The sequence below is a fragment of the Ensifer sp. SL37 genome, assembly GCF_026672675.1.
GTDB lineage: Bacteria > Pseudomonadota > Alphaproteobacteria > Rhizobiales > Rhizobiaceae > Ensifer > Ensifer adhaerens.
Window position 1 is genome coordinate 2,952,881 of the sequence record NZ_JAPPRN010000006.1, and the last position, 22,504, is coordinate 2,975,384.

25 protein-coding genes and 1 pseudogene are annotated in these 22,504 nt (G+C 64.2%); 9 read left to right on the forward strand and 17 right to left on the reverse strand.

Annotation, left to right across the window (positions count from 1 at the left end; translation table 11 throughout):
• Nucleotides 1-35: 35 nt before the first annotated feature.
• Entirely contained in the window at nucleotides 36-1,304 is a 1,269-nt protein-coding gene (locus OVA00_RS26405; RefSeq protein WP_268089894.1) for an NAD(P)/FAD-dependent oxidoreductase, read from the forward strand.
• Between the two features lie 38 nt (nucleotides 1,305-1,342).
• On the opposite strand, the gene OVA00_RS26410 is transcribed toward OVA00_RS26405, so the two are convergent.
• Nucleotides 1,343-2,068 (reverse strand): class I SAM-dependent methyltransferase, encoded by a 726-nt coding sequence (locus OVA00_RS26410; protein ID WP_218685284.1) that lies wholly within the window; start codon nucleotides 2,066-2,068, stop codon nucleotides 1,343-1,345.
• Nucleotides 2,069-2,354: 286 nt separating this feature from the next.
• Between OVA00_RS26410 and OVA00_RS26415 the strand changes: the two genes are divergently transcribed.
• Together OVA00_RS26415 and OVA00_RS26420 are read left to right on the forward strand one after the other, a co-directional pair.
• The gene (locus tag OVA00_RS26415) at nucleotides 2,355-2,828 is read left to right on the forward strand and encodes a hypothetical protein (RefSeq protein ID WP_051659258.1); all 474 of its coding nucleotides are present in this window, start codon (nucleotides 2,355-2,357) and stop codon (nucleotides 2,826-2,828) included.
• Nucleotides 2,829-2,831: 3 nt separating this feature from the next.
• A complete protein-coding gene (locus OVA00_RS26420; protein ID WP_034792791.1) occupies nucleotides 2,832-4,064 on the forward strand; it encodes an HlyD family secretion protein in 1,233 nt (410 codons plus the stop codon).
• Nucleotides 4,065-4,796: 732 nt separating this feature from the next.
• On the opposite strand, the gene OVA00_RS26425 is transcribed toward OVA00_RS26420, so the two are convergent.
• Together OVA00_RS26425 and OVA00_RS26430 are read right to left on the reverse strand one after the other, a co-directional pair.
• The gene (locus tag OVA00_RS26425; protein ID WP_268089895.1) at nucleotides 4,797-5,273 is read right to left on the reverse strand and encodes a GNAT family N-acetyltransferase; all 477 of its coding nucleotides are present in this window, start codon (nucleotides 5,271-5,273) and stop codon (nucleotides 4,797-4,799) included.
• Nucleotides 5,274-5,461: 188 nt separating this feature from the next.
• Nucleotides 5,462-5,893: a rhodanese-like domain-containing protein gene (locus OVA00_RS26430; RefSeq protein WP_060582746.1), complete on the reverse strand. Its 432-nt coding sequence runs from the start codon at nucleotides 5,891-5,893 to the stop codon at nucleotides 5,462-5,464.
• 86 nt (nucleotides 5,894-5,979) lie between these two features.
• Here OVA00_RS26430 and ftrA point away from each other — a divergent pair, with 86 nt between their 5' ends.
• Nucleotides 5,980-7,017, forward strand: a complete 1,038-nt coding sequence (ftrA, locus tag OVA00_RS26435; RefSeq protein ID WP_268089897.1) for a transcriptional regulator FtrA — start codon at nucleotides 5,980-5,982, stop codon at nucleotides 7,015-7,017.
• Between the two features lie 100 nt (nucleotides 7,018-7,117).
• Here ftrA and OVA00_RS26440 read toward each other — a convergent pair whose 3' ends face one another.
• Together OVA00_RS26440 and OVA00_RS26445 are read right to left on the reverse strand one after the other, a co-directional pair.
• Entirely contained in the window at nucleotides 7,118-8,740 is a 1,623-nt protein-coding gene (locus tag OVA00_RS26440; protein ID WP_268089898.1) for an arylsulfatase, read from the reverse strand.
• Between the two features lie 371 nt (nucleotides 8,741-9,111).
• Complete coding sequence (locus OVA00_RS26445) at nucleotides 9,112-10,107, reverse strand: nucleoside recognition domain-containing protein (protein ID WP_268089899.1); 996 nt, start codon at nucleotides 10,105-10,107, stop codon at nucleotides 9,112-9,114.
• A gap of 119 nt (nucleotides 10,108-10,226) precedes the next feature.
• On the opposite strand from OVA00_RS26445, the gene OVA00_RS26450 reads away from it, so the two are divergent.
• On the forward strand, nucleotides 10,227-10,679 hold the full coding sequence (locus tag OVA00_RS26450; protein ID WP_034792802.1) for an Lrp/AsnC family transcriptional regulator: 453 nt from the start codon (nucleotides 10,227-10,229) through the stop codon (nucleotides 10,677-10,679).
• A 111-nt stretch (nucleotides 10,680-10,790) separates the two neighbouring features.
• On the opposite strand, the gene OVA00_RS26455 is transcribed toward OVA00_RS26450, so the two are convergent.
• Nucleotides 10,791-11,171: an NUDIX hydrolase gene (locus tag OVA00_RS26455; RefSeq protein WP_268089900.1), complete on the reverse strand. Its 381-nt coding sequence runs from the start codon at nucleotides 11,169-11,171 to the stop codon at nucleotides 10,791-10,793.
• Nucleotides 11,172-11,405: 234 nt separating this feature from the next.
• Nucleotides 11,406-12,155 carry an SDR family oxidoreductase gene (locus tag OVA00_RS26460; protein ID WP_034792821.1) on the reverse strand — a complete coding sequence of 250 codons (750 nt, stop codon included), beginning with the start codon at nucleotides 12,153-12,155 and terminating at the stop codon, nucleotides 11,406-11,408.
• A 251-nt stretch (nucleotides 12,156-12,406) separates the two neighbouring features.
• Between OVA00_RS26460 and OVA00_RS26465 the strand changes: the two genes are divergently transcribed.
• Entirely contained in the window at nucleotides 12,407-12,682 is a 276-nt protein-coding gene (locus OVA00_RS26465) for a hypothetical protein (RefSeq protein ID WP_268089902.1), read from the forward strand.
• On the opposite strand, the gene OVA00_RS26470 is transcribed toward OVA00_RS26465, so the two are convergent.
• Nucleotides 12,679-12,870: a hypothetical protein gene (locus OVA00_RS26470; RefSeq protein WP_060582751.1), complete on the reverse strand. Its 192-nt coding sequence runs from the start codon at nucleotides 12,868-12,870 to the stop codon at nucleotides 12,679-12,681. The genes OVA00_RS26465 and OVA00_RS26470 overlap by 4 nt on opposite strands.
• A gap of 33 nt (nucleotides 12,871-12,903) precedes the next feature.
• Here OVA00_RS26470 and OVA00_RS26475 point away from each other — a divergent pair.
• Nucleotides 12,904-12,993 (forward strand): annotated as a pseudogene (locus tag OVA00_RS26475) (DUF2280 domain-containing protein); the annotation flags it as partial.
• 3 nt (nucleotides 12,994-12,996) lie between these two features.
• On the opposite strand, the gene OVA00_RS26480 reads toward OVA00_RS26475, so the two are convergent.
• A complete protein-coding gene (locus OVA00_RS26480) occupies nucleotides 12,997-13,914 on the reverse strand; it encodes a LysR family transcriptional regulator (RefSeq protein ID WP_268089904.1) in 918 nt (305 codons plus the stop codon).
• A gap of 113 nt (nucleotides 13,915-14,027) precedes the next feature.
• Here OVA00_RS26480 and OVA00_RS26485 point away from each other — a divergent pair, with 113 nt between their 5' ends.
• The gene (locus tag OVA00_RS26485) at nucleotides 14,028-14,252 is read left to right on the forward strand and encodes a DUF1127 domain-containing protein (RefSeq protein WP_060582753.1); all 225 of its coding nucleotides are present in this window, start codon (nucleotides 14,028-14,030) and stop codon (nucleotides 14,250-14,252) included.
• A gap of 65 nt (nucleotides 14,253-14,317) precedes the next feature.
• Here OVA00_RS26485 and OVA00_RS26490 read toward each other — a convergent pair whose 3' ends face one another.
• The 8 genes from OVA00_RS26490 to OVA00_RS26525 form a co-directional block, all read right to left on the reverse strand.
• Nucleotides 14,318-14,890: a nucleotidyltransferase family protein gene (locus OVA00_RS26490; protein WP_268089905.1), complete on the reverse strand. Its 573-nt coding sequence runs from the start codon at nucleotides 14,888-14,890 to the stop codon at nucleotides 14,318-14,320.
• Entirely contained in the window at nucleotides 14,890-15,588 is a 699-nt protein-coding gene (locus tag OVA00_RS26495) for a Type 1 glutamine amidotransferase-like domain-containing protein (RefSeq protein ID WP_268089906.1), read from the reverse strand. The genes OVA00_RS26490 and OVA00_RS26495 overlap by 1 nt, the downstream gene beginning before the upstream one ends.
• A 44-nt stretch (nucleotides 15,589-15,632) precedes the next feature.
• The gene (locus tag OVA00_RS26500; protein WP_034792862.1) at nucleotides 15,633-16,031 is read right to left on the reverse strand and encodes a hypothetical protein; all 399 of its coding nucleotides are present in this window, start codon (nucleotides 16,029-16,031) and stop codon (nucleotides 15,633-15,635) included.
• A 166-nt stretch (nucleotides 16,032-16,197) separates the two neighbouring features.
• Complete coding sequence (locus tag OVA00_RS26505) at nucleotides 16,198-16,623, reverse strand: hypothetical protein (protein ID WP_112974886.1); 426 nt, start codon at nucleotides 16,621-16,623, stop codon at nucleotides 16,198-16,200.
• Between the two features lie 39 nt (nucleotides 16,624-16,662).
• Entirely contained in the window at nucleotides 16,663-17,151 is a 489-nt protein-coding gene (locus tag OVA00_RS26510; protein ID WP_268089907.1) for a hypothetical protein, read from the reverse strand.
• A 92-nt stretch (nucleotides 17,152-17,243) separates the two neighbouring features.
• Nucleotides 17,244-19,187 carry a MacB family efflux pump subunit gene (locus OVA00_RS26515; RefSeq protein ID WP_060605348.1) on the reverse strand — a complete coding sequence of 648 codons (1,944 nt, stop codon included), beginning with the start codon at nucleotides 19,185-19,187 and terminating at the stop codon, nucleotides 17,244-17,246.
• Nucleotides 19,188-19,206: 19 nt separating this feature from the next.
• Nucleotides 19,207-20,544 carry an efflux RND transporter periplasmic adaptor subunit gene (locus tag OVA00_RS26520; protein ID WP_268089908.1) on the reverse strand — a complete coding sequence of 446 codons (1,338 nt, stop codon included), beginning with the start codon at nucleotides 20,542-20,544 and terminating at the stop codon, nucleotides 19,207-19,209.
• Between the two features lie 176 nt (nucleotides 20,545-20,720).
• Nucleotides 20,721-21,329 (reverse strand): cysteine hydrolase family protein, encoded by a 609-nt coding sequence (locus tag OVA00_RS26525; protein WP_060516024.1) that lies wholly within the window; start codon nucleotides 21,327-21,329, stop codon nucleotides 20,721-20,723.
• Between the two features lie 179 nt (nucleotides 21,330-21,508).
• Here OVA00_RS26525 and OVA00_RS26530 point away from each other — a divergent pair, with 179 nt between their 5' ends.
• Complete coding sequence (locus tag OVA00_RS26530) at nucleotides 21,509-22,357, forward strand: LysR family transcriptional regulator (RefSeq protein WP_134886375.1); 849 nt, start codon at nucleotides 21,509-21,511, stop codon at nucleotides 22,355-22,357.
• The last annotated feature ends 147 nt before the right edge of the window (nucleotides 22,358-22,504 follow it).

Genomic DNA, 22,504 nt, shown 5'->3' on the forward strand with positions numbered 1-22,504 from the left:
ACGGAAGGCCGGTCGCAAAGCCGACTGGAAAGAACATGCAGGACAGGCATCACGTGGTCGTTGTCGGCGGCGGGTTCGGCGGATTGCAACTCGTCAAGGGGCTTGCCGGCGCGCCGGTGAGGATCACCCTCATCGACCGGCGCAACCATCATCTCTTCCAGCCCTTGCTCTACCAGGTGGCAACAACGCTGATCGCGACCTCTGAAATCGCCTGGCCGATCCGCAGCCTCTGGCGCGACCGGCCGGAGGTGACGACGCTGCTTGGCGAGGCGAGCGATGTCGACGAGGCCGGAAAGGCCGTGGTGCTCAGGGACGGAAAGCGGATCGGCTACGACACGCTGGTGCTGGCGACCGGGGCGACGCATGCCTATTTCGGCCATGACGAATGGGAGCCCTTTGCCCCCGGCCTGAAGACGCTGGAAGACGCGACGACGATCCGGCGGCGGGTGCTGCTCGCCTTCGAGCGCGCCGAGCTCGAAGAGGATCCTGATCTCCGTGCCGCCCTCCTGACCTTCACCGTCATCGGTGCCGGCCCGACCGGGGTCGAGCTTGCCGGCATCATCGCCGAGATGGCGCACCGCACGCTTCCCGACGAATTTCGCCGCATCGACACGCGGCAGGCCCGTGTGATCCTGGTGGAAGCGGGGCCGCGCATTCTCGCCGCCTTCAGCGAGGATCTTTCGGCCTATGCGGTCAAGGAACTGGAGCGGCTCGGCGTCGAGGTTCGCACCGGTACACCCGTGACATCCTGCACGGAAGAGGGCGTTGTCATCGGCGACCAGTTCGTCGGCAGCCGTACGCTCGTCTGGGCCGCCGGTGTGCAGGCCTCGCCCGCTGCCCGCTGGCTGGATATGCCGGCCGACCGCGCCGGCCGGGCGATCGTCGGCGCTGACCTCACGGCTCCCGGCCATCCCGACGTTTTCGTCATCGGCGACACGGCTGCCGTCACCTATGACGGCGGCAAGCCGGTGCCGGGCATTGCGCCGGCCGCCAAGCAGCAGGGCGCCTATGTGGCCGACGTCATCCGCGCGCGGCTTTCAGGCGACAAGCCGCCCGGAGACTTCCGCTATCGCCACCAGGGCAGCCTTGCCACCATCGGTCGGCGCGCGGCGATCATCGATTTCGGCCGCTTCAAGCTCAAGGGCGCGCTTGCCTGGTGGATCTGGGGCATCGCCCACATCTACTTCCTGATCGGCACGCGCAGCCGCTTCGCCGTCGCCTGGAGCTGGTTCTGGACGTATCTGAGCGGACAGCACAGTGCCCGGCTGATCACCCAGAAGGAGACGCTGAAGGAGAAGGGGTAAGGGCGAGAGGCGGCCAATGTAACGGCCGTCGTCGTCGCTTACTTCTGCACCTTCACGATCAGGATCATCGGCCGGTCCATCTCTTCGGCCAGAGCCGGGATCTCGGCGATCTGCTCTTGCGTCGGCCGCCATTCCTCGACGTGGCGGATGGCGAAGCCTGCGCCAATCAGCGTGTTCAGCGTCGTGCCGATGGTGCGGTGGTGCTTGATCACGCCCTTGGCCAGCCAGTTCGTCGTGCGCGGGCCTTCGGCTGAGTAGTGATCAACGGGCCAGGTGCGCTCGCCATCGGTGATGCGCCAGCCGGGATTGTGCGAGGCCATGTAGATCGGGTGCTCGATGGTGAACACGAAATGGGCGCCGGGTACCAGCGCCTTGTGGATGGTCGCGACCAGCCGGCCGAAATCCTCGATATAGTGGAAGGCCAGCGAGCTGTAGGCGAAGTCGAAGCTCGTTTCGGGCAGGTCGAGCTGGTCGAGATCGGCAATCTTGTAGTCGATTGCTGGATCTGATGTGTCGGCCTTGGCGCGGGCGATCATCTTCTCGGAGAGATCGAGCCCGAGCACATGGGCGGCACCGGCCGCGCGGGCGTGGCGCGAAAACCACCCATAGCCGCAGCCGAGATCGACGACGCGGCTTCCGGAAAGATCCGGTAGGAGCGCGCGAATCGCCGGCCATTCCGCGGCCCCGGCAAGACCATGCACCGAGCGCCCGAGCTGGCTGTAGCCCTCGAAAAACTCCTGACGATCATAGATGTTCTGGGCCATGGCGGTCTCTCCTTCTGGCTGTGCTTGTGCCGGCACGCGCCGCGCGAGAGGCGCGGGCGTCTGCGCGCGTTAGGGCGAGTGGGCATCCGGTGCCGTTACCGCGGGAACAGCATGTGCCTTTCGATCCTGCTCGAAACCGGCGGCGCTCGAAGTGCCGGCGCGTCGATTGATAGGGCGCGTGGCGCCGCAAGGTCAAGTTGCGGCTGAAGTGCAAGCTTCTATTTCGTTTTTTTTGAGGGGTGCTAATGTTCGATTCTCGTGGTCCAGTCCGATTTGCGGAGGCGTAATGTCCGAAGCCATCCATCCTGCAGCCATCCATCACCTGCCGGGCTTTATTACAGCCCCGGGCCAGTCCGACTGGCTTTTGAACGCGGTTGCCGTTTTCCTGATCGTGGCGATTTTCGCGCTCGGTACACTCTATCTCAGGCTGCATTCGCTGCCGGAGGTCATGGCGCACAAGACCAACAAGATCCAGCTGGAGCTGGTGGCGGTCCTGGCGCTCCTGTCGCTGCTCACCCACAACAACCTCCTGTGGGGCGCAGCTCTGCTTTTGGCCCTGATCGACCTTCCCGATTTCTCCTCGCCGCTTTCATCGATCGCCGGTTCGCTGGAGCGGATTGCCGGTAAGGTGGACCAGCCGACCGTGCCGGAGGCGAGGGACGTGGAGGCCGAGCCTGCAGCAAGCCACCCACAACCGCACGCGTTGCCCGGCCACGGCCACGCATCGCCCGCTCAGCCATCGACGGAAGGGAAGGCATAAGCCATGTTCGAGTTTATCCTTTGCTCGATGCTGACCATCCTGCCCGACTATCTCTTCCGCCGTTACGGCCAGGGAAAACGCATAGGGCGCGAGATCACCATCTATTCGGTCTGGTTCGAACTGCGCTGGGGCATCACCGCCTGCATCGTGCTGACGATCTCGCTGATCACGCTGATCTTCTACTTCCATCCGTCGACGAAGAACGTGACGGCCGCGTTCCGCACCGTGGCCGTGCTGCCGGAGACCAATGGGCGCGTCACGGAGATTTATGCCACGCGCTTTGAGAAGGTGAAGGCCGGCCAGCCGCTGTTCAAGCTCGACAGTTCGGAGGAGGAAGCGGCCGCCGAAGTCGCCCGCCGCCAGATCGCCGAGGTTGACGCCGAATTGGCTGTCGGTCGCACCGAGCTTGTTGCCGCTGATGGCGCGATCGTCCAGGCACAGGCCGACGTGAAGCAGGCCGAGGACGAATACAACACACAGGTGGAGCTTAACCGGCTCAACCCGAACGTCGTTGCCCGCCGCGAAATCGAGCGCAAGCAGGTGCTTCTCGAAGGGCGCAAGGGCGCGCTGACCGCTGTACTTTCCAACAAGCAGACGCTGGAGACGAAGCTGCAATCGCTGCTGCCGTCGCAGAAGGCCAGCGCCGAAGCGGCGCTGAAGCAGGCGGAGGTCGATATTACCAAGACCACCGTGCGCGCCGGCGTGTCCGGCACGCTGCAGCAGTTCACGCTTCGGGTCGGCGAAATCGTCAACCCGCTGCTGAGGCCAGCGGGCGTGCTCGTGCCGGAAGACGCGGGCCGGGCGCGGCTGGTGGCCGGCTTCGGGCAGATCGAGGCTCAGGTGATGAAGCCCGGCATGATCGGCGAGGCGACCTGCGTCGGCAAGCCGTTCACCATCATTCCGCTCGTCGTCACAGAGGTGCAGGACGTGATTGCCTCCGGCCAAGTGCGCGCCAGCGACCAGCTGATCGACGTTACGCAGATCTCGCAACCCGGCACGCTGACCGTGGTCATGGAGCCGCTTTATCCCGGCGTGCTCGACGACGTTCCGCCCGGCAGCAGTTGCATCGCCAATGCCTACACCAGCAACCACGACGAACTGGACAAGCCGGGGATCAGCACGCTGCAGTGGGCCTATCTGCACGGTGTCGATGCCGTTGGCCTCGTGCATGCGGCGATCCTGCGCATTCAGGCGCTGATGCTGCCGGTGCAGACGCTGGTGCTCGGCGGGCATTAAGCACGAAGACATGCGGCCGGGGTTTCCGATCCCGGCCGGCGCCTGCCGCCTGCAGATATTCCCCTTCAGGCGGGCCACCGCTTCCTTCAGCCTCGTCCGATCGGCCTGCAAACGTTGAACGCCCTCCTTGCAGGCGGGTCCCATCTTCCAGCGCCAAAGCCCGCGCGGGGTCCTCGCGGTTGAAGCGGTCGCGTGTGCCGTCGAATTGCGATGCGAGACAGCGCATCTTCGCCCGGCAAGATCGCCTCGGCTGCATCGTCGATCTTGCCGGGATCGATGGTTTCAAGGGCGTGGAATTCAACGGACAGCTTCCCACCTGAAAGGCCGCAATGTTTGCGGGAGCGATCTATGCGGCGCTATCTTCCGTTGCGTCTATGCCTTGCCTCCATCTCTGAAAGGTCCCGAGAGCGCCGGGCCGTCACGGAGGGAAAAGGGGTGTCCAAAAATGATTGAGCCCCCGTGGGGACGGAGGCTCAAGCGCGCAATAAAATTAATAAAGCAACTGCACTGCAATATAACCACAAGCATGCATACTCTTCCGGGGATTGCATACTTCTGGGGCGCAATCGCAAGTACAGTGTGGCAAAAGCGTGATCTGAAAGCAATGGATTTTAAGGGGATTTTAATAGTCAATTTGGGTTACGGGAAAATCCCCAGCTTTTTCACCCAATCGGGTCAGGATTTTCCTGACGGTAGCCCGCATGGACAAAGACAAATCCCCCACACTCCCTTTTAGGTCTCGTCGGTCCCGATCGGCAGCGTCCAGGGCTCCCATATCGCATCGTGTATCGCGCCCTGGCGCAGGTAGAAGCGCTTGGCATTTTCGTTGCTCGCAAGCACCGACCATTCGATGCGCGGTGCGCCGATCGCTGCGGCATGACGTTTCAAGGCGTCGATCAGCGCCGCGCCGGCCCCCAGGGAACGTGCTGTTTCATCGACGAAAAGTTCCTTCAGCACCAGCGTCGGGTTCAGATCGTAGGTCCAGGGGATGACGTAATGCACAGCGATGCCGATGACACGGCCGCCAAACTCCGCGACCAGCACGCCAAAGCGTGGGTTGTCGCCAAGCCCATGCTCGATCAGATCGCTCTCGGTCACGCGGAACGCGTCAATATAAGCTTCGAAGACTGCAAGGCCGCGCATCAGCCGCAGCACGCAGGCGACGTCATCTCGTTTAAATGGGCGGACGATAACGGGTGACGCGGGCATCGCGATATCTCGTGCAAAGGGGTTAGCTGTCCGGGGCGGGTTACCGAGGGCCGGTGGAAGGCCGAACTTGCGGCATCATTTGCCGCAATCGCGATCGATTTCAGGCTGAAATCGATCGCGATCCAAAATGCTGCAGTGCCGCGCATCCGGCAAGGCGTGCGGCGCTGCAAAGGGCGTTTGGCGCCGGCTTAAGCGGCGAGCAGAGCCTGCGCTTCGCCGGGGGTAGCGCCGGTCGCAAAGGCGAGGCCTTCGTCTTCCCAGCCGGTGATGCCGCCGATCATGATCTTCACCGGCCGGCCGAGCCTGGCGAGCTTGAGTGCGGCCTGGTCGGCGCCGTTGCAATGGGGGCCGGCGCAATAGGCGACGAAGAGGGTATCGGCCGGCCACTCGGCCAAACGCTCCGCAGTGATCTGCCGGTGGGGCAGGTGGATCGCGCCCGGCACGTGGCGGCGCGCATAGGCCGCATCCGAGCCGACGACGTGCAGCAGCACGAAGTCCTGCTCGCCGCTCTTCAGCGCCTGGGCGACGTCGGAGCAATCGGTCTCGACGCTGAGCCGCCCGGCAAAATGGGCAATGGCGATCTCAGGCGATGCGGCGGGAATTTCGGTGACGGTGCTCATCGGGGTTCTCCTTGGCTCGGTGCGCGTTGACGAGGATATGTGTAGCAGCGCTGGATCAGGGCTGGCAGTTGGCAACATTGCCATATATGCTCAAGATCATGCCAAAGTCGTTTTCCGTTGCCGCACCACTCACAAACCCGCTCGTCGTGGCGCTCGCCTATGACGGGCTCTGTACCTTCGAGTTCGGCGTCGCCGTCGAGATGTTCGGCCTGCCGCGGCCGGAAATGGGCGAGGGCTGGTACCGTTTTGCCGTCGCCTCGGTCGATCCGGGTGAGCTTAGGGCGACCGGCGGCGTTCGCTTTGTCGCCGACGGCGGCATCGAGCTTTTGGGCCACGCCGGCACGATCATCGTGCCCGGCTGGCGCGGCGCCGATCAGCCCGTGCCGGAGGCGGTGTGCCAGGCGCTGAGGGACGCCTGCGCGCGGGGCGCGCGCGTGCTTTCCATCTGCTCCGGCGTCTTCGTGCTGGCGGCTGCCGGGCTGCTATCGGGCCGGCGGGCGACGACCCACTGGCGCTATACCGACAAGCTGAAAGCGCTTTATCCAGACATCGAGGTGGTGCCGGATGTGCTCTATGTCGATGGCGGCGAGGTTCTGACCTCGGCTGGCAGTGCGGCCGGCATCGATCTCTGCCTGCACCTGATCCGCCGCGATTTCGGCAGCGAGGCGGCCAACCGCGTCGCCCGCCGTCTCGTCGTGCCGCCGCATCGCGATGGCGGCCAGGCGCAGTTCATCGAGCGGGCGGTGCCCGACGTGCATGAGAGCGCCCGGCTCGGGCCGCTGCTTGACCGTATGCGCGAACGGCTCGGTGAGGACTTTTCGATTGCGGCGCTGGCAAAGGCTGCGGGCATGAGCGAGCGCACCTTCCTGCGCCGCTTCGAGGCGGCGACCGGCACGACGCCGGCGCGCTGGCTTTTGTCCGAGCGGCTGTCGCGCGCCCGGCAATTGCTGGAGGAGACCGCGCTCGGCATGGAGCAGGTGGCGGAAGCCTCCGGCTTCGGCTCCACCCAGACGCTGCGTCATCACTTCCGCCAGCAGCTTTCGACGACACCCGCCGCCTACCGTGCCGCCTTCGGACGGATGGCGATTTCTGAAGGCGGGCTTGGGCGGGTCGCTGCGGAATAGGCCGCATCGTCGGTGCCGCATCCCACCTCAAACAACGGCCCCCACCGATTTCGATGGGGGCCGCCAGTCACGGTCTAGAATGTCAGCCGGGTATGCTAGCCTACTTGGGATCGCCGCCGCCGCCGATCCCGAGGCCGATGTCCTTCTTCGGATATTTGACGAAGGTCGCTGCGTGCTGGGTCTGCAGCTGCAGGATGGGGCCGTAGAGCCATTCATAGTCGCCATTGCTGCGGGTGATGCGCTCCTTGGGATCACGATAGATATCGAAGATCCAGGGGGCGACGCCGACCGGCGAGAATGTCGACATGCTGATGTTGGAAAATGGCTGGTCGTACTGCATGACCTTGAAATAGCCCTTGAAGTTTTCCCAGCGGATGGCCGAGAACTCGGCCTGGTTATAGGAGAAGACCGCCTGGCGGGACGTCTGACCGTCGTCGGCCAGCAGGAAGCTGCTCTGGTCGACACCGTCGATATAGCGCTCGGTCGGGATCTTGTCCTTGATGCCGGCAAGCGCCAGCGACGTGTTGAACAGGTCCATGAGGTCAAACAGGCCGTCGCTGATGCGCCCCGCCTTGATCATGCCGGGCCAGTAGGCGATGCCCGGCACGCGCACGCCACCTTCCCAGGTCGTGCCCTTGCCGGAGCGGAACGGGGTGAAGCCGGAGTCCGGGTAGCTGTCTTCCTCCGGGCCGTTGTCGGAGGTGAAGAACACGAAGGTGTTGTCGGCCTGGCCGGCGTCTTGAAGGGTCTTCGTCAGCCGCCCGACGATGTCGTCGACCTCGACCACGGCGTCGCGGTAGGGCAGCTTGGCGGGGCTGCGCCCCTCGTAGCCATCAGCGGCATAGTTGTCGAAATGGACCTTGGCAAAGGCGTGGATCAGGTAGAACGGCTTGTTGTCCTTGGCCGCGCGCTTGATGAAATCCACCGACCAGTTGGCAAAATCCTGGTCGACATTTCCCATCTGCTTCTGCGTCTCCAGCGGATAGACGATCTTCAGGTCGCCGCCCTTCTTGCCTTCGACCACGCCGTTATACTCGCTGAGGCTCTTGAACGTCTCCAGCCGCTGCGGATCGAGCATAAGCTGCGAATATTTCCGGCTGTCCATGTACTGCGTGTATTCGCTGACGACCGACAGGAAACCATGGAATTCGTCATAGCCGACGTCCTGGGGCTGCATGCCCTTGGCTTCGCCGATGTGCCACTTGCCCGAGAGGCCGGTGACATAGCCGTTGTCGCTCAGGAGCTTTGCCGCCGAGACCTCGTCGGCCCAGGGGTTCTTGGTGGGGTGGTCGCTCGCAAGCAGGGGACGCGTAAGGCCGCTTCGCGCCGGAATACGACCCGTCATCAGGGCCGCGCGCGAGGGCGTGCACACCGGCGTCGCATAGGCCGATGTCAGCTTCAGGCCCTCGGTTGCCAGCTTGTCGATGTTCGGTGTCGGAGCCCCGAGCATCGCGCCGCCGCCGAACGCACCCAGGTCGCCATATCCAAGGTCATCGACGAGCAGGATCAGGATGTTGGGTTTGCGACCGGTCCTCGTCTCAAACTCGCGAAGCCGGTCCGCGGCCGTCTGCTCCTGAGCGGGGCGCGGAATGGCCGGCTCCAGATAGTCCGCGGTTCTGACCGTACGGTCCCACCCCTTTGCCTCCTGGGCGTGCGACGTGGTGGCGAGCAACGTGAACGAAGCTGCAAGGGAACAAGAGAGAAGATAGTTGAAGGCCTCCATCAATCGCACTCCTCATTGGGGTATGGGATTGTCGATGATCTTTCAGTCGGTCTGGATCCGTCTCTGGCTCCAGCCACGTGCAGTCCTGAAAGCAATGGCCGAACTGGTGCGCACCTGCCGGTCCTTGCGACCGGACTTGGCGGCTCTGGTTTCAGGCATGGCCGAACTGCATTTCCGACACTGCGTTGTGCGTGCCGGAGCAAGACAGAAAAGCGGCAAGCCCGTAAGTACGTAACAGTTAAAAAATCCAGGGGCATGCTAGAACGATGGGTGCTCGCCCCAAGGCGTGCGCCCGGTAGCGCACGCCCAATTTCGTCGGGTGAACCAGGGCTACAATGTGACAGGGCGGCGTTCACCGCCCTGTCACACGGTCATCCGTTGAGCTCGGCCTGAGGGGACGCAAGGTTGAAGTCGTCCTTGCGGAAGAACGACCGGAAGAACACGGCGTCGGGCGCGGAGGCGACAATCCGGGCGACGATGGCCGTGGCGACGATGGCAAAGACCAGCCGGCCGAAGAAGACGCTGGTGAAATCCGCCCCCAGCGCCACGACCACCAGCGTGTCCTCGATGAGGCTATGGCCAAAGCCCATGAAGACGCAGGCGAGGAACACCTGGCGCGGCTCGACCTTGGCCTCGCGCGCCTCGCGGATCAGAAGCGCGCCACCATAGGAAATGCCAAGCAGCACGCCGACGGCGGCAAAGGGCACGGTCTCGGTCTTGACGCCCGCAAGGCGAAAGAGCGGCGCCATGCCCCGGTTCAGCCATGCGAGGATGCCGACGAGCTTGAGGATCTCGATCGTCCAACTGAGCACGAGCAGCACGACGAGCATGGTCAGAAGCGTCTTCAGCGTGCCGAAGGCGAAGGCGACCCAGCCGGAGCCCTCGTTGGCCGGGATCCAGGTGGGGGCGAGCGGGGTTGCAAGCCATCCGGTGACGGCGAAGAGCTGATGCAGGAGGGCTGCGAAGATGAGGCCGCCGCCGATCCTTATCGCGGCGGTGACGAGGAAGTTTGGGCCCGCCTTCTGGATGATGCGCTGTTCGATCGGGATGGCATGGGCCACCAGCATCAGCGCCGAAAACACCGTCATGTCGGCAGTCGTCAGTTCCGAGACCGGCACCAGCGCGAAGACCACAACGACGGCGCCCCAGATGCCGACGAGCAGGCCGGTGAGCCACGCGAAGGCAAACTCGGGCGGCAGGCCGATCACCGTCATTACCGGCTCGAAGGCGGGTGCGACCGCGCGGATCACGCCGAGTTCCTGCAGCACATGGGTGACGATGGTGACGGGCACGATGATGCGCACCAGATCGAAGTAGACTTCGAGGGTAGCAAGGGTCTTGCGGTAGAGGATGATCAGGACGGTCATGGCTGTCTCTCCTTGGGATGTTGTCCAAGGACTAACGCCAGGCCGTTCGCAGTTGTGGTCAAAATATGCACCTTTGTGCAATAAAATTGCAAATGACCGCAACAGGGGGACGGACGGGGATGGACAAGATCGACAGCAAGCTCTTGAGGCTCTTGCAGGTGGATGCCTCGCGCACCAATGCCGAGCTTGCGGAAGAGGTCGGCCTTTCGCCATCGAGCTGCCTGCGCCGCATCAGGCGGCTACACGAGACCGGCGTCATCGACCGGATCGTCGCGGTGCTTAATCCCGCAAAGGCTGGTCGCACCATGAAGGCGATCATCACAGTCGAGCTCGAGCGCCACGGCGAGCAATATATCCGCCGCTTCCTCGACATGGCGGAAAAGGAGCCGGCAGTGATCCAGGCCTACAGCGTCAGCGGCGAGACCGACGCCATTTTGATGCTGCGGCTGAAAGACATGGACGAGCTCGACGCGCTGACCGAGCGGCTGTTTCGCGAGGAAACCAATGTCGCGCGCTACTACACCGCCTTCGTGATCCGTACCGGCAAGGAGACGACGGAGATACCGGTGTGAGAAGACGCCGAACCACGGGGGACGACCCGAAACGACAGGCGCTGGCGGGCCGGCGGTCCCGACGGGATCCCGATCAAGTGTTTTCGACGAGATAATCGCGCAATCTGCTCTTCAAACTCTCGACGACTTCAGGGTGGTTAGGAAGTCAGCGATCGATGTCATTGCCCACTGCTGGCCTTCGTCGCCAAACCTTACGGGCCCGAAACCCTCTTCGAGCTTGCCAACAAGGAAGTAACTTCCGGGGGCGGTCGTATTCTGTGCCGGATAATACCGCGTCCACACGATCCACGCCGGATCGACTGCCATATCGAACTCCTCGCGGGTCTCCCTGATTGCGCACTCGACCGGGCTCTCATCATCCTCTCGTCCGCCCCCCGGAAGATCCCACATGCCGGGGAAGGGGATTTCCGGCTTTTGATCACGCTGGTAGGCAATCAAAAGCCCCTGAAAGAGCAATGCGATTTTTGCGCCCTTGAAGGGGATGAAGGCCATTTGCGAAACCCTGCGCTTGCTGAGCGAAGCTCAACTCTCGTCTTCGATGAATCCCGATTTTTTGCAAAGCCGAAGATCTTGCAATTTGGCAACGCTCGCAATGATTGTTTCTGGTGTGACACAACCCGGCGTTTTCGGGTTATACCATCCTGACAGGCGTCGTCTTATCTGGACCGGAAAAGCCGGTTGACCGGGAGCATGACTGGAAATCTGCCCCCGGCGCTTGAGCTGCCGTTACTTCACCGCAGCGTTCCCTCCATCGGCAAAGAGCGCCGCACCGGAGACGAAGCTTGCCATCGGGCCTGAGAGGAAGAGGGCGGCCTGCGCGATTTCTTCCGGCTGGGCGATGCGCTTCATGGCGTGCAGGCCGGCCGCCCATTCCTTGTTTTCCTTGCTGCCGGCCGCCGGCGTGTCGACGCCGCCGGGCAGGAGCGCATTGGCGCGGATGCCCTTTGCGCCATAGTCGGCAGTGATGCCCTTGACGAGGCCCATCAGGCCGGCCTTTGCCGCGCCATAGGCGGCCATGCCGGGAATACCGACGCTGGTGCCGACGAAGGTGGAGGTGAAGACCAGCGAGCCGCCGTCACGCGCGAGCATTGCCGGGATCTGGTGGCGGGCGCCGAGGAAGGCGGAGGTGAGGTTGGTGGCAAGCGATTGCTGCCATTCCTTGAACGTGATCTCGGCGACCGGCTTCATGACGTTGACCGCGCCGGCGTTGTTGACGGCGATGTCGAGGCCGCCGAAATGCTTGAGCGCCGCTTCCACCAGCCGGATATGGGTTTCTTCCGCGGTGACGTCGCCGCCAACCGCGATCGCTTCGCCGCCGTCCTCGCGGATCGCTTCGACGACGGCGTCGAGCTGCTCTTCGCCGCGGGCGTTGGCGACGATCTTCGCACCCTCGGCGGCAAAGAGCCTGGCGACCGCACGGCCGATGCCGGAGGAGGCGCCGGTGACGATCACGATCTTGTCTTGCAGCATGGTCATGGACTTTTCCCTTCTCTTGATTGAGGCGCCCTGACTACTGCCGGCGGGCATCAGCGCCCACCCGATTTCCGATCGGTGATTGTGACGGCGCAGATTCTCAATCGCCCCGGTGGCATAGTCCGGGCCGACAACGAGGGCAGGGAAGAAGGGATGCTGAAGACCTATGGCGGCAGCCGCCATTGCGGCGCGGCGCGGATCGAGGCGGACCTCGACATCAGCGCCGGCACGGAGAATGCAACTGCACGGCCTGCATGAAGAGGCGGCTCTGGTCGATGGTGGCGAAGCCTGACGCCTTCCGGCTGATCGCCGCGGAGGCGGCACTGACCGACTATCGCGGCCGCAACCCGGCCGCCCAGTCTTCGTCATCCGTGCACACGACGTCCGAGGCGTTCGCCGGCGTGGTCAGACATAATGGTGCAGATGCTGCCGGCGTCCGGGCCTTGGTCGATACAGCCAACCAGAAACCCGAGATCGCCAGAGTGCAGATCGCCCATGCCTGCGGCACCTGCCAGCTTCTATTCGCTTAGTCTTTATCCGGCGCAGTTGACATATCGCGCAACACTGCCTCAGCCGCGACTTCGGCATTGCGTCTTGAGCCCGAGATGGTTCCGGATTTTATGAGCTGCTTGCCATCAAGCAGTAGCTGCCAGTTCCATGTGTTCAGGCCGCGTCCCTGGATGCGGAGTTTCAATCTGTCGGGATCGTACTTCGTCACTGCTTGCTCCTTTGACTGCACTTTGACAGATCAATGGCCAAACCAAAACTAAGCGATGAGGTCAAGACCTACATCCTAAAGGCTCTGGCATGCTTCGACAGCCCGCCCGTCGTCGCTGCGGCGCCTTTAGCGGCCCTGCGTCCGGCCCTCGGGCGTATCTAGTCCAGTCGCCGTTGTCTTCAGCGCAGCGAGCGTTTTGCGCAGCGCCCGGTCCAGCCGCTTGTCGCTTCGAAGCACCAGGGCGAAGCGGCGGAAGAGCGTTGGGGTGACGGGCCGCACCACCAGCCGCTCCCGGTCGCCGGGGCGAAGGGCGATTTCCGGAACGAGGGCTGAGCCGAGGCCGACGGCGACCATCTCCTTGATCGCGTCGACGCTGCCGAGCGCCATCACCGGCTTGACGGTCGTGCCTGTGGTGGCCAGCCATTCGTCGGTGATCCTTCGCGTGTTGGCGCCGGGCTCGTAGAGGATCAGCGGCCGTTCAGCCAGGATCGCGGGCGTGACGGTATCGGGCAGGGCGGTCCCGAGCGGCGCAATCGCCACGAAGCGCTCGTCGAAGAGCGGCGTGATATCGAAGATGCGGCCGGAAACGGGCAGGCTGACGAGGCCGATGTCGATGAGGTTCTCGTCGACCGCGCGGACGATGTCGGCGCTGTTGCCGGTTGTCACGGTGATGTCGAGATCGGGAAAGCGGCGCTTGAGGTCGGCCAGAAGCGGCGGCAGCAGGAAGGCGCACGGGGTGGCGCCGGTGCCGAGCCGGACGCGCCCGAGAACGCCTTTGGCGTGGCGGGCGACGGCCTCGATCGCCCGGCTGGTGGCAGCCTCGATGCTGCCGGCATGGGCCAGCAGCTCCTCGCCGGCCGCACTCGGCCGCGCCCTGCGGCCGACCCGCTCGACCAGGCGCACGCCGAGCTGCTTCTCCAGCACCCGCACCTGCAGGCTGACCGCCGGCTGGGTCAGGCCCAGGCGCTCGGCGGCGGCCGAGAAGCTGCCGAGTTCGGCGACCAGCGCGAAGGTTTTGAGATAATCGAGGTCAAGCGCACTCATGCCCAGGTATCTCTTATTTCCAAAGTTTCTCTTATGCGTGGAATAGGAATGCTAAGCTTCTTTTAGGAGATGTCGAGGCGCAGACTGTGTCCATGGTTGGAAAAGAAACATGGATGTTCGACATGATCCGGGAACTCGGTCTTTATCTCGTCGCTTCGCCGCGCTCGCGGTACTGGCAATTGCAGCAACTGCGCGAACTGGATGCTGAGCATCTGGCCGATATCGGCCTGACGGAGGCGGAAGCTCAGCTTGGAAGGCGCAAGGTTGCGCCGGTTCCGGCGCGCGAAGGGGCCGTCGTCGTTCGGCATGCGGAGGCCGCACGGGCGGGCGCGATGTGATGTTTCAGCGCGCGTGCCGTTCCCGACCACAACTGGTGGGGCGGCAGTGACAGGAGCGTCTCGTCTCAAGCCGGCCTCACGTCCCAGCTTTCAATCGCAAGGCTCGGCCAAAGGGCGCGCCACCGTTCCACTTTGCGCTCGTAGATGGCGCGGGTGATCTGGCTCTTGTTGGCGCGCACGATCGGTGCGAGCAGGTCCTCAAGGCCGAAAGGGGCGCAGGTCTCCAGTCCGCCCCGGGACGGGCGAAGTCCGACGGCGGTTGCAGTCGTCGGAAATGTCGCGATCGCGTCTCGCGTCGATAGATAGGGCCTGATCGGCGTGCCGAACTTGTCCTCGTACCAGAGGTGAACGCGCGCCTCGTTCTTGACGTCGATCCGCACGGGCAGATCCGCAAACAGGCCTTCGATCCGCTTCGCATGCGTGGCCTCCGCCTCTTGCGAGAGGTCGTCACCGTCGAAATAGACGATGTCGATATCGCTGATGCCGTGCGTCGGCGGCAGATCGAAGGCATGGTTCCAGACGGTCTGCGCTATCGCGCCGGCTGCCAGCCAGCCATCGGGCAGGGCAATCCGGTCCCAGCGATCGAGGATCGGAGCCAAGAGCGGGCTCTTCAGGATGATAGTCTGCAGGTCCGTCATCAAATCTGCATCGGCATGAAGCCTTGAAGCATGCTTTCCGCCGGTGCTCGCGCGGCTCCCGCCGAGATCCATAGAGGATCTCCAAGACACTCGATCCGCCCGTCTGCAACGACGATGCCGTCGCCGTCGTTGCAGGCAAGGATCGGTCGCGGCGTCGACAGGCTGTAGCGCAACAGCGCGGGCAGGTAGCTGTCGTCGTCACCGAGATGCGGGAAGAACTCGAAGGGCGTGAGATCGAGTGCAGCGCCGTCCTCGATGTCCTCGGGCCGCTCACCGATGAAGAGCGCATCGGTCGCGATCGTCGGCGCCATGAGAATGGCGCCGGCGCTGACGCCGATGAGGATACCGCCGGACTGTGCCCAGTCGCGAAGCGGCCCGAGCATGCCGCTTCGCTTCAGCCGTTCGAGAAAGCCGCCGGTGTGACCGCCTGCAAGGTGAATGGCGTCTGAGGCGAAGAGCGCTGCAATGTCGTCTGCCGAATGCGGTTCGTCGAGATCGAAGAACAGCGCGAGATCGAGACCCAGCCTGCCGTAATAGGCCTGCCCGGCAAGGAAGAAGCCGCGGTCCCGTTCCGGACCGGAGGCGACATAGGCGATGCGTTTTCCAGCGCCGCCTGCCGCCAACATCTCCACAAGCCTGAGGTCGATCGCCGAGCAGGCGGAGACGATCTGGTCGCTGTAGAGGACGAGGTTGAGCATGTCTTTCCTGTCGTGACGAAGGGCTATAGCCCGGTTCGCTCGGGCTAGCCCGCGATCGCCTTCACCCGGCGGCCGTAACGCCAGATCCCGAGCCAGCTGAAATAGTTGACGAGAAGCGACAGGCAAAGCCAGAGCAGAGTGGTGAGGTCGTCACCGCCTTCGAACTGACCGGCAAATCGCACGACGCTGATCAGCGACAGGCCGCCGAGAAGGATGCCGAGCAGCCAGCTGTAGGGCCGCCAGAACCCGAACGGCGGGACCTGCAGATTAAAGGCGTAAGCGACGAGACCGATCGCCGTTGCCAGCGCCATGACCAGGCTGACGCCGCCGAGGATCTTGATCCCGTATGCCATCTCGTCCCAAAAGCTCAGGAGCAGCGTCGCTCCTATGACCAGGCCGAAAGCAAGGCTGAGCACGTAGAAAATTGCAAATGCCTTCCACATCGCGAATCATCCTGTATCTGCGTTGGTGGCAGCTTCGGCGGTGATGGGCGCCTTGTCTATCGTTCGGCGGGCGAGGTTGTCGCAAGGCCTTACGCCTCAAACGGCCTGCATGCCGCCCGCTCTCTCATTCTTTCACCGGAGTGCTTGGCGCGCTGACGTTCCGCTGTCAGCCCATGGCGGCCGGCTGCTGCTCTATGCGGCGGCCATAGCGCCAGACGCCGAGCCAGCCGAAATAGCTGAGAAGGAGCAGGAACAGCAAACCGAGGGAGGCCGACAGCAGGCCTTCGTCTCCGGGCTGGGGGCTGGAAATGAGCGTGACGAGATCCCAGGCATCGGCCATCAACGTATAGAGACACCAGCAGGCGAGAACCCAGCTGAATGGCCGCCAAAATGGCAAGGGCGGGACCCTCAGGCCGAAGGCATAGGCAAAGACGCCTATCATGGCAGCAAATTCCACGGCCAGGCCCGCATAGAACAGGGCTCGGTCGGCGGACGACAGCTGCACCGCGATTTCAGGGGGTAGCGTGACGAAAGCCGATGACAGCATGAAAATGAAAAGCAGCCCATAGAGAACTGCAAACGCCTTCCACATCGCGACGCCTATCTCCCAACCAGAATGCTTCGTCCGTCCTCAGAAGGAACGGGGTTTTGCCGCAGGATCCGCACCAGCCTGGAATAGATCCTGCAACGCTTGCCTCCACCGCGCTTGCGCCGGTTGCTGCGCCATGCGCCGTCCATAGCGCCAGACGCCGAGCCAGCTGAAATAGTTGAGAGCCAGGCCGAGCACCAGCCAGATGAGGTTCGTGACGCCCACGTCGCTTCCGGCCGGGATGGTGGCGAACATCTGTGCGAACCGCACGACGCTGAGCAGCGACACCAGCAACTGATAGACGCCGATGAGCCAGCTCAGCGGCCGCCAGAGCCCATAGGGTGGGGCATTCAGGTTGAAGGCGTAGGCGACGAGCCCGACGGGGGTCAAAAACGCCATCACGAAGGCCACGGAAGCCAGGCCAAGGCCGATAGTCGACATCGGCACTGACCGGCCCGCCATGATGTAGCCGCCAAGCAGGACGCCGAACGTCGCCAACAGGCAGTAAAAAACAGCAAACGCCTTCCACATCGCGAATTATCCCCCAAGCATGCAATGCCTGCCATCTTGGGTCGTGTCGCGACACTTGTCTATCGTCTGGCGGGCAGGAGCGTGGCTTTTGCCTAATCCGCGCTCAGCGCCACCGCCGGCTGCAGGCGCGAGGCGTTGCGGGCGGGCAGGAAGCCGAAGACGAGGCCGGTCAGGAAGGCGCAGGCAAAGGCGAGCGCCACCGGGCCGAGGGTGAAGGAAACGGGCATGCCGAACTGGCCGGCAAGCGCGCCGGTGCCGAGCCCGAGCGCCACACCGAGCGTGCCGCCGATCAAGGAGACGACCAGCGCCTCGATGATGAACTGCAGCAGGATATCGCGCTGGCGGGCGCCGGTCGCCATGCGCACGCCGATTTCGCGGGTGCGCTCGCTGACCGAGACGAGCATGATGTTCATGACCCCGATGCCGCCGACGAGCAGCGAGATCGCGGCCACCGAGGCGAGGAACAGCTTCAATGTGTTCGAGGTCTCGGTGAAGGCTTCGCGCACGGAGGACATGTTGGTGATCTGCGTGTCCTGGCGCTTGTGGCGCTGGTCGAGCAGCGCCTGGATCGTCTGCTGCGTGATGTCGATCGCCGAACCGTCCTTCACCTGAACGGTGATGGTGCGGATGTTGCGTTGGCCGAAGAGGCGGATGCTGCCGGTCGAAAGCGGCACCAGCACCACGTCGTCCTGGTCGTTGCCGAAGGAGGTGGCGCCCATTTCCGCCATCACGCCGATCACCTGGAAGGGGATCTTGTTGACCAGCACATACTGCCCGATCGGGTTGTCGCCGTCTGGAAAGAGCGTTTTCACGACCGTCTGGCCGAGTACGGCCACAGGTGCGTAGGTGTCCATGTCGTTCTGGTTGATGAACTCGCCCTTGGCCATCTTCCAGGATTTGGCGGTGGTAAACTGCGGTACGGTGCCGTTGGCGGTGGTCTGATAGTCGACATTGCCGCGGCGAAGCGTGACGGAGCTGGTCATCTCCGGCACGGCGAAGGCGACATTCGGCACCTCCAGGATCGCGTCCGCATCCGCGGGCACCAGCGTCACGTTGCTGCCGCCCGCGCTGCCGCGGAAATTCGCCATGCTCGGCCGCACCACCAGCAGGTCCGAGCCCATCGACGAGATGCGGCTCAGAACAGAATCCTGCGCGCCGGTGCCGATCGCGAGCATCGCGACCACCGAGCCGACGCCGATGACGATGCCGAGCAGGGTCAGGATGGTGCGGAACAGATTGGCCTTCAGCGCCCGGAACGCCATCTTGACGGCTTCGGTGACATCGGCGATCGCGGCCGAGCCTTCGCTGACATGGCGGGCGAGGGCGGCCGCCCCTTCGGCGTTGACGCGGGCTTTCTTGGCGCGGTCGGCGACGATGCGGCCGTCATGGATCTCGATCAGCCGGTCGGCCTGTTCGGCGACCTCGCGCGAATGGGTGATGACGATGACCGTATGGCCCTGCTCGTTCATGTCGCGCAACAGCGCCATCACGTCGGAGCCGCTCTGGCTGTCGAGCGCGCCGGTCGGCTCGTCGGCCAGGATCACCCGGCCGCCGTTCATCAGCGCGCGGGCGATGGAGACGCGTTGCTGCTGGCCGCCCGACAGCTGGCCCGGCCGGTGGTCGAGGCGCTCGCCGAGCTTCAGCGCTTCAAGCAGCGCCTCGGCGCGGTCGTGCCGGTCGCGGGCGGACATGCCGGCGTAGACGGCCGGTACCTCGACATTTTCCTTGGCGCTTGCTGTCGGGATGAGGTTGTAGCTTTGGAAGACGAAGCCGAAGGTGCGGCGGCGAAGGGCCGCGAGCTCGTCACTGTCGAGGGTAGCGACGCTCTCGCCATCGATCAGGTAGTCGCCGCCGGTCGGCTGGTCGAGGCAGCCGAGTATGTTCATCAGCGTCGACTTGCCGGAACCCGACTGGCCGACGATCGCCACGAACTCGCCCGCCTCGATATCGAGCGACAGGCCGTGCAGGACCTCGACGGCGAGGTCGCCGTTGAAATAGGTCTTGCTGACGTGCCTGAGTGAGAGAAGCGGGGTCATGGCCACTATCGAGCTTGGATCAGAACATCGGCGGCATGCGCATGCCGCGCTGGTTTCGGTTGTCGCGGGCGTTGCCGCTCGCTGTCGATCCGGTGCTGACGACCACCTTCTCGCCCTCCTGGAGGCCGCTTCTGATCTCGGCGCTGACGCGGTTGCGAATGCCGACTTCGACGTCGCGGGTTTCGAGCGCGCCGGAAGCCGCAACCACGGTCACCTGCGCCTTGTGGGGCCCGCTTCCGGTTCCGTTTCTCTGGCCGTCGCGCCGGCCGTTACCTTGGCCGGCGGCATCGCCGCTGCCCTTACCCGGATGGCTCAAGGCGCCGCTCGGCACGATCAGTACATTCTTGGCGGCGGCTTGCACGAAGAACACCTGGGCGCTCATCGACATCATCAGTTCGCCTTCGGGATTGGGCACGTCAAACAGTGCGTAATAGAGCACGACGTTGTTGGCCGTGTCCGGCATCGGCTGGATCTGACGAAGCTTGCCGGCAAAATGTTTGCCGGGCTGGCCGAGCAGGGTGAAATAGGCATCCATGCCGACCTTCAGCCGGGTGACGTCTGCTTCCGACACCTGCGCCTTGACGGTCATGGTCGAGAGGTCAGCGATGGTGACGATGGTCGGCGTCGTCTGGTTGGCGTTCAGCGTCTGGCCGGCCTTGGCCGGGTTGGCGACGATGGTGCCCGAGATCGGCGCGTAGATCTTGGTGTAGCCGAGATCGACCTTGTCGCCGGCAAGGGTCGCCTGCTGCTTGCGGATCTGCGCCTCGATGGCGTTGACGTCGGCCTCGGCGGCGGCGAGATCGGCAATCGCCTGGTCGAGCGTCGATTGCGCCACGCTCCGGGTTTCGACGAGATTGCGCTGGCGGTCGATATTGGCCTGCTTGAGGACGAGCTGCGCCCTCTTGGAAATGAGCTGGGCCTGAAGGTTGGCAAGCTCCGCCTGGTCGATCTCTATGCGGTTCTCGATGGTGGCCGGATCGATCTCGGCGACGAGCTGGTCTTGCGTGACCGTGTCGCCGATCGCCACATGCAGCGCCTTCAACTGGCCAGAGACCTGGGCGCCGGCATCGACGGAATTGACCGCGTCGAGCGTACCGACGGCGGTCACGCTGTTTTCGATGTCGCCGCGGGTCACCACCTCGGTCACCATTGCGGTCGAGGCCGGGTTCTCTCCATAGCGCGTCCAGCCGTAATAGCCGGCGCCGGCGACGGCGAGGATGACCGGCAGCCACAGCCAGGCTCGCGAGCGGCGCCTGCGCTTCACCGTCTTCACCGCACCGGGAATGAAGGTGACGTTGGGCGCCGCATCGTCTCGGGGCGTGGTGTCGGCTCGCGCCGTCTTGGCTGTCTTGTTCATCGCTTGCGCCTAACCGGCATCGCCGATGCCAAAATGGATAGGTTCAAAAATAGAAGCGAATGGACCCGGCGAAAAGCATTGAGATCATTATATTTTCGTAATCTTCGCCATCTGCATGGCAAGAGAAAGGCGCCCGCAGCTGCGGACGCCCGTTTTCGAAGGGAACGACGGGTCTCTCAGCTGCGTGCCGCAATCAGCGCGGCGACATTGACGACCGCGCCGTGGTGGTCTGCAAGGCCGGCAAGTTCGGCCTCATGCAGGGCACGGGCGGAGATGGTGCCGCTTGCCGATGGCAGGTCGCGTGTGGTGCAGGCATCGGCTGCGATGGTGATGCCGTAGCCGAGGTCCTTGGCCGCGCGGGCCGTCGACGACACGCAATTGTGGGTCATGAAGCCGGCGAAGATCACCGGCGTGCCGGCCGGCCCAATGATTTCGGCAAGGTTGGTGTCCGAAAAGCCGTTGGGCCGGATCTTCTCGACCACCGCTTCGCCCGCGATTGGCGTCAGCGCATCGACGATCGCGCCGCGGTGCGCCCCCCGGTCGAACATGCCGCCGGCGGCCCCCTTATGAGCGACGTGGATGATCTTCGCGCCGGCGGCGCGAGCGGCGACCAGCAACTGCCGCGCCTTTTCGATCGCCGCTTCCGGCTCGACCAGGCGCACGGGGCCGGCCAGATATTCGTTCTGGTAGTCGATCAGCACCAGCGTCGCTTCGCCAAGCGGCGGCGGGGCGAGCGTGACGCCGGCAAGTGTGAAAAGGGTTGCTGCGGGCGCGGAATCGGACATGGGAAGGCTCCTTGTTTGTGCGGACGGTGCAGGGTGTTTGGTGGAAGGCAGCCCTGGCCGGGCGGTGGTTTTCGGGGCCGTAGCCCTGGCGTTGGTTCGTCGAAGCGGTCGGTCTATGGGCTTGATCTTAGCGGCTGCGTTGGCGCAGAGTGATCCGAATTTTTCGGAGGACTATCTGCATGAATGCAGGGGGATGGGGGGATCTCGAACTGCTCGATCATCTGGTGCGCGGTGCGACGCTCAGCCAGGCGGCGCGCTCGCTTGGTGTCGACCAGACCACGGTGTCGCGCCGGCTTGCGGCGCTGGAGCGGCGGGTGGGGGCGGCGCTCTTCGACCGCATCGACGGCCGGCTGACGCCGACGCCGGTGCTTTCCCCCGTCGTCGAGCGGCTTCGGACGATCTCGGAGGAGGCGTCGCTGTCGCTGGCGACGCTGCTGCGGCGCACGGCGGAACTGCAGGGCCAGGTACGGGTGACCAGCATCGGCTTCGTCTTGAGCGCCATCCTGGCGCCGGCGCTTGCCCGCCTCGAACAGCGCCATCCGGGCCTCACCCTCGATCTCGTTGCCGACAACCAGATGCTGAGCATCGAGCGGCGCGAGGCCGACATCGCCATCCGCATGGCCCGCACCGGCGAAGACAGTGTGCGGGTGAAGAGCCTCGGCACGCTGCGTTTCCGCCTGTTCCGGCCGAGGGGGCAGGGAGAAGGCCCATGCCCGGTCGTGCGCTACGGCCCGGCACTCGCCCATGTGCCGGAGATGCAGGCGCTTGACCGGCTCAGACCGGATGCCCGCGTGGCGCTGACGGCCGACAAGCTGGAGATCCTGATGGAGGCGGCCCTTTCGCTCGGCGCCGAACTGATGCTGCCGGAGGTTTCGGCCTCACGCGATCCGCGTTTCGAGGCGGTGGACGAACCGGGGGCGGCCGCCGAGCGCCCGGTCTATCTGATGATGCACCCGGAACGGGCGCGCGTGCCGAGCGTGGCGGCGGTCGCGGCTTTCATCGAAGAGGCGGTTCGGGGGTGGAAGTAGGTGTTGGTTGAGGCGCGGTGTTCGCGTGTCCAGAGGCATTGCCCCGCTCATCGGGTTTAACCCGAGGAATAACCCTCTCCCCGCGGGCGGGGATAGGTGACGTGCCATGCTGCCGGCACCGCGAACGGGGTCCGCGATTAGCGGGAA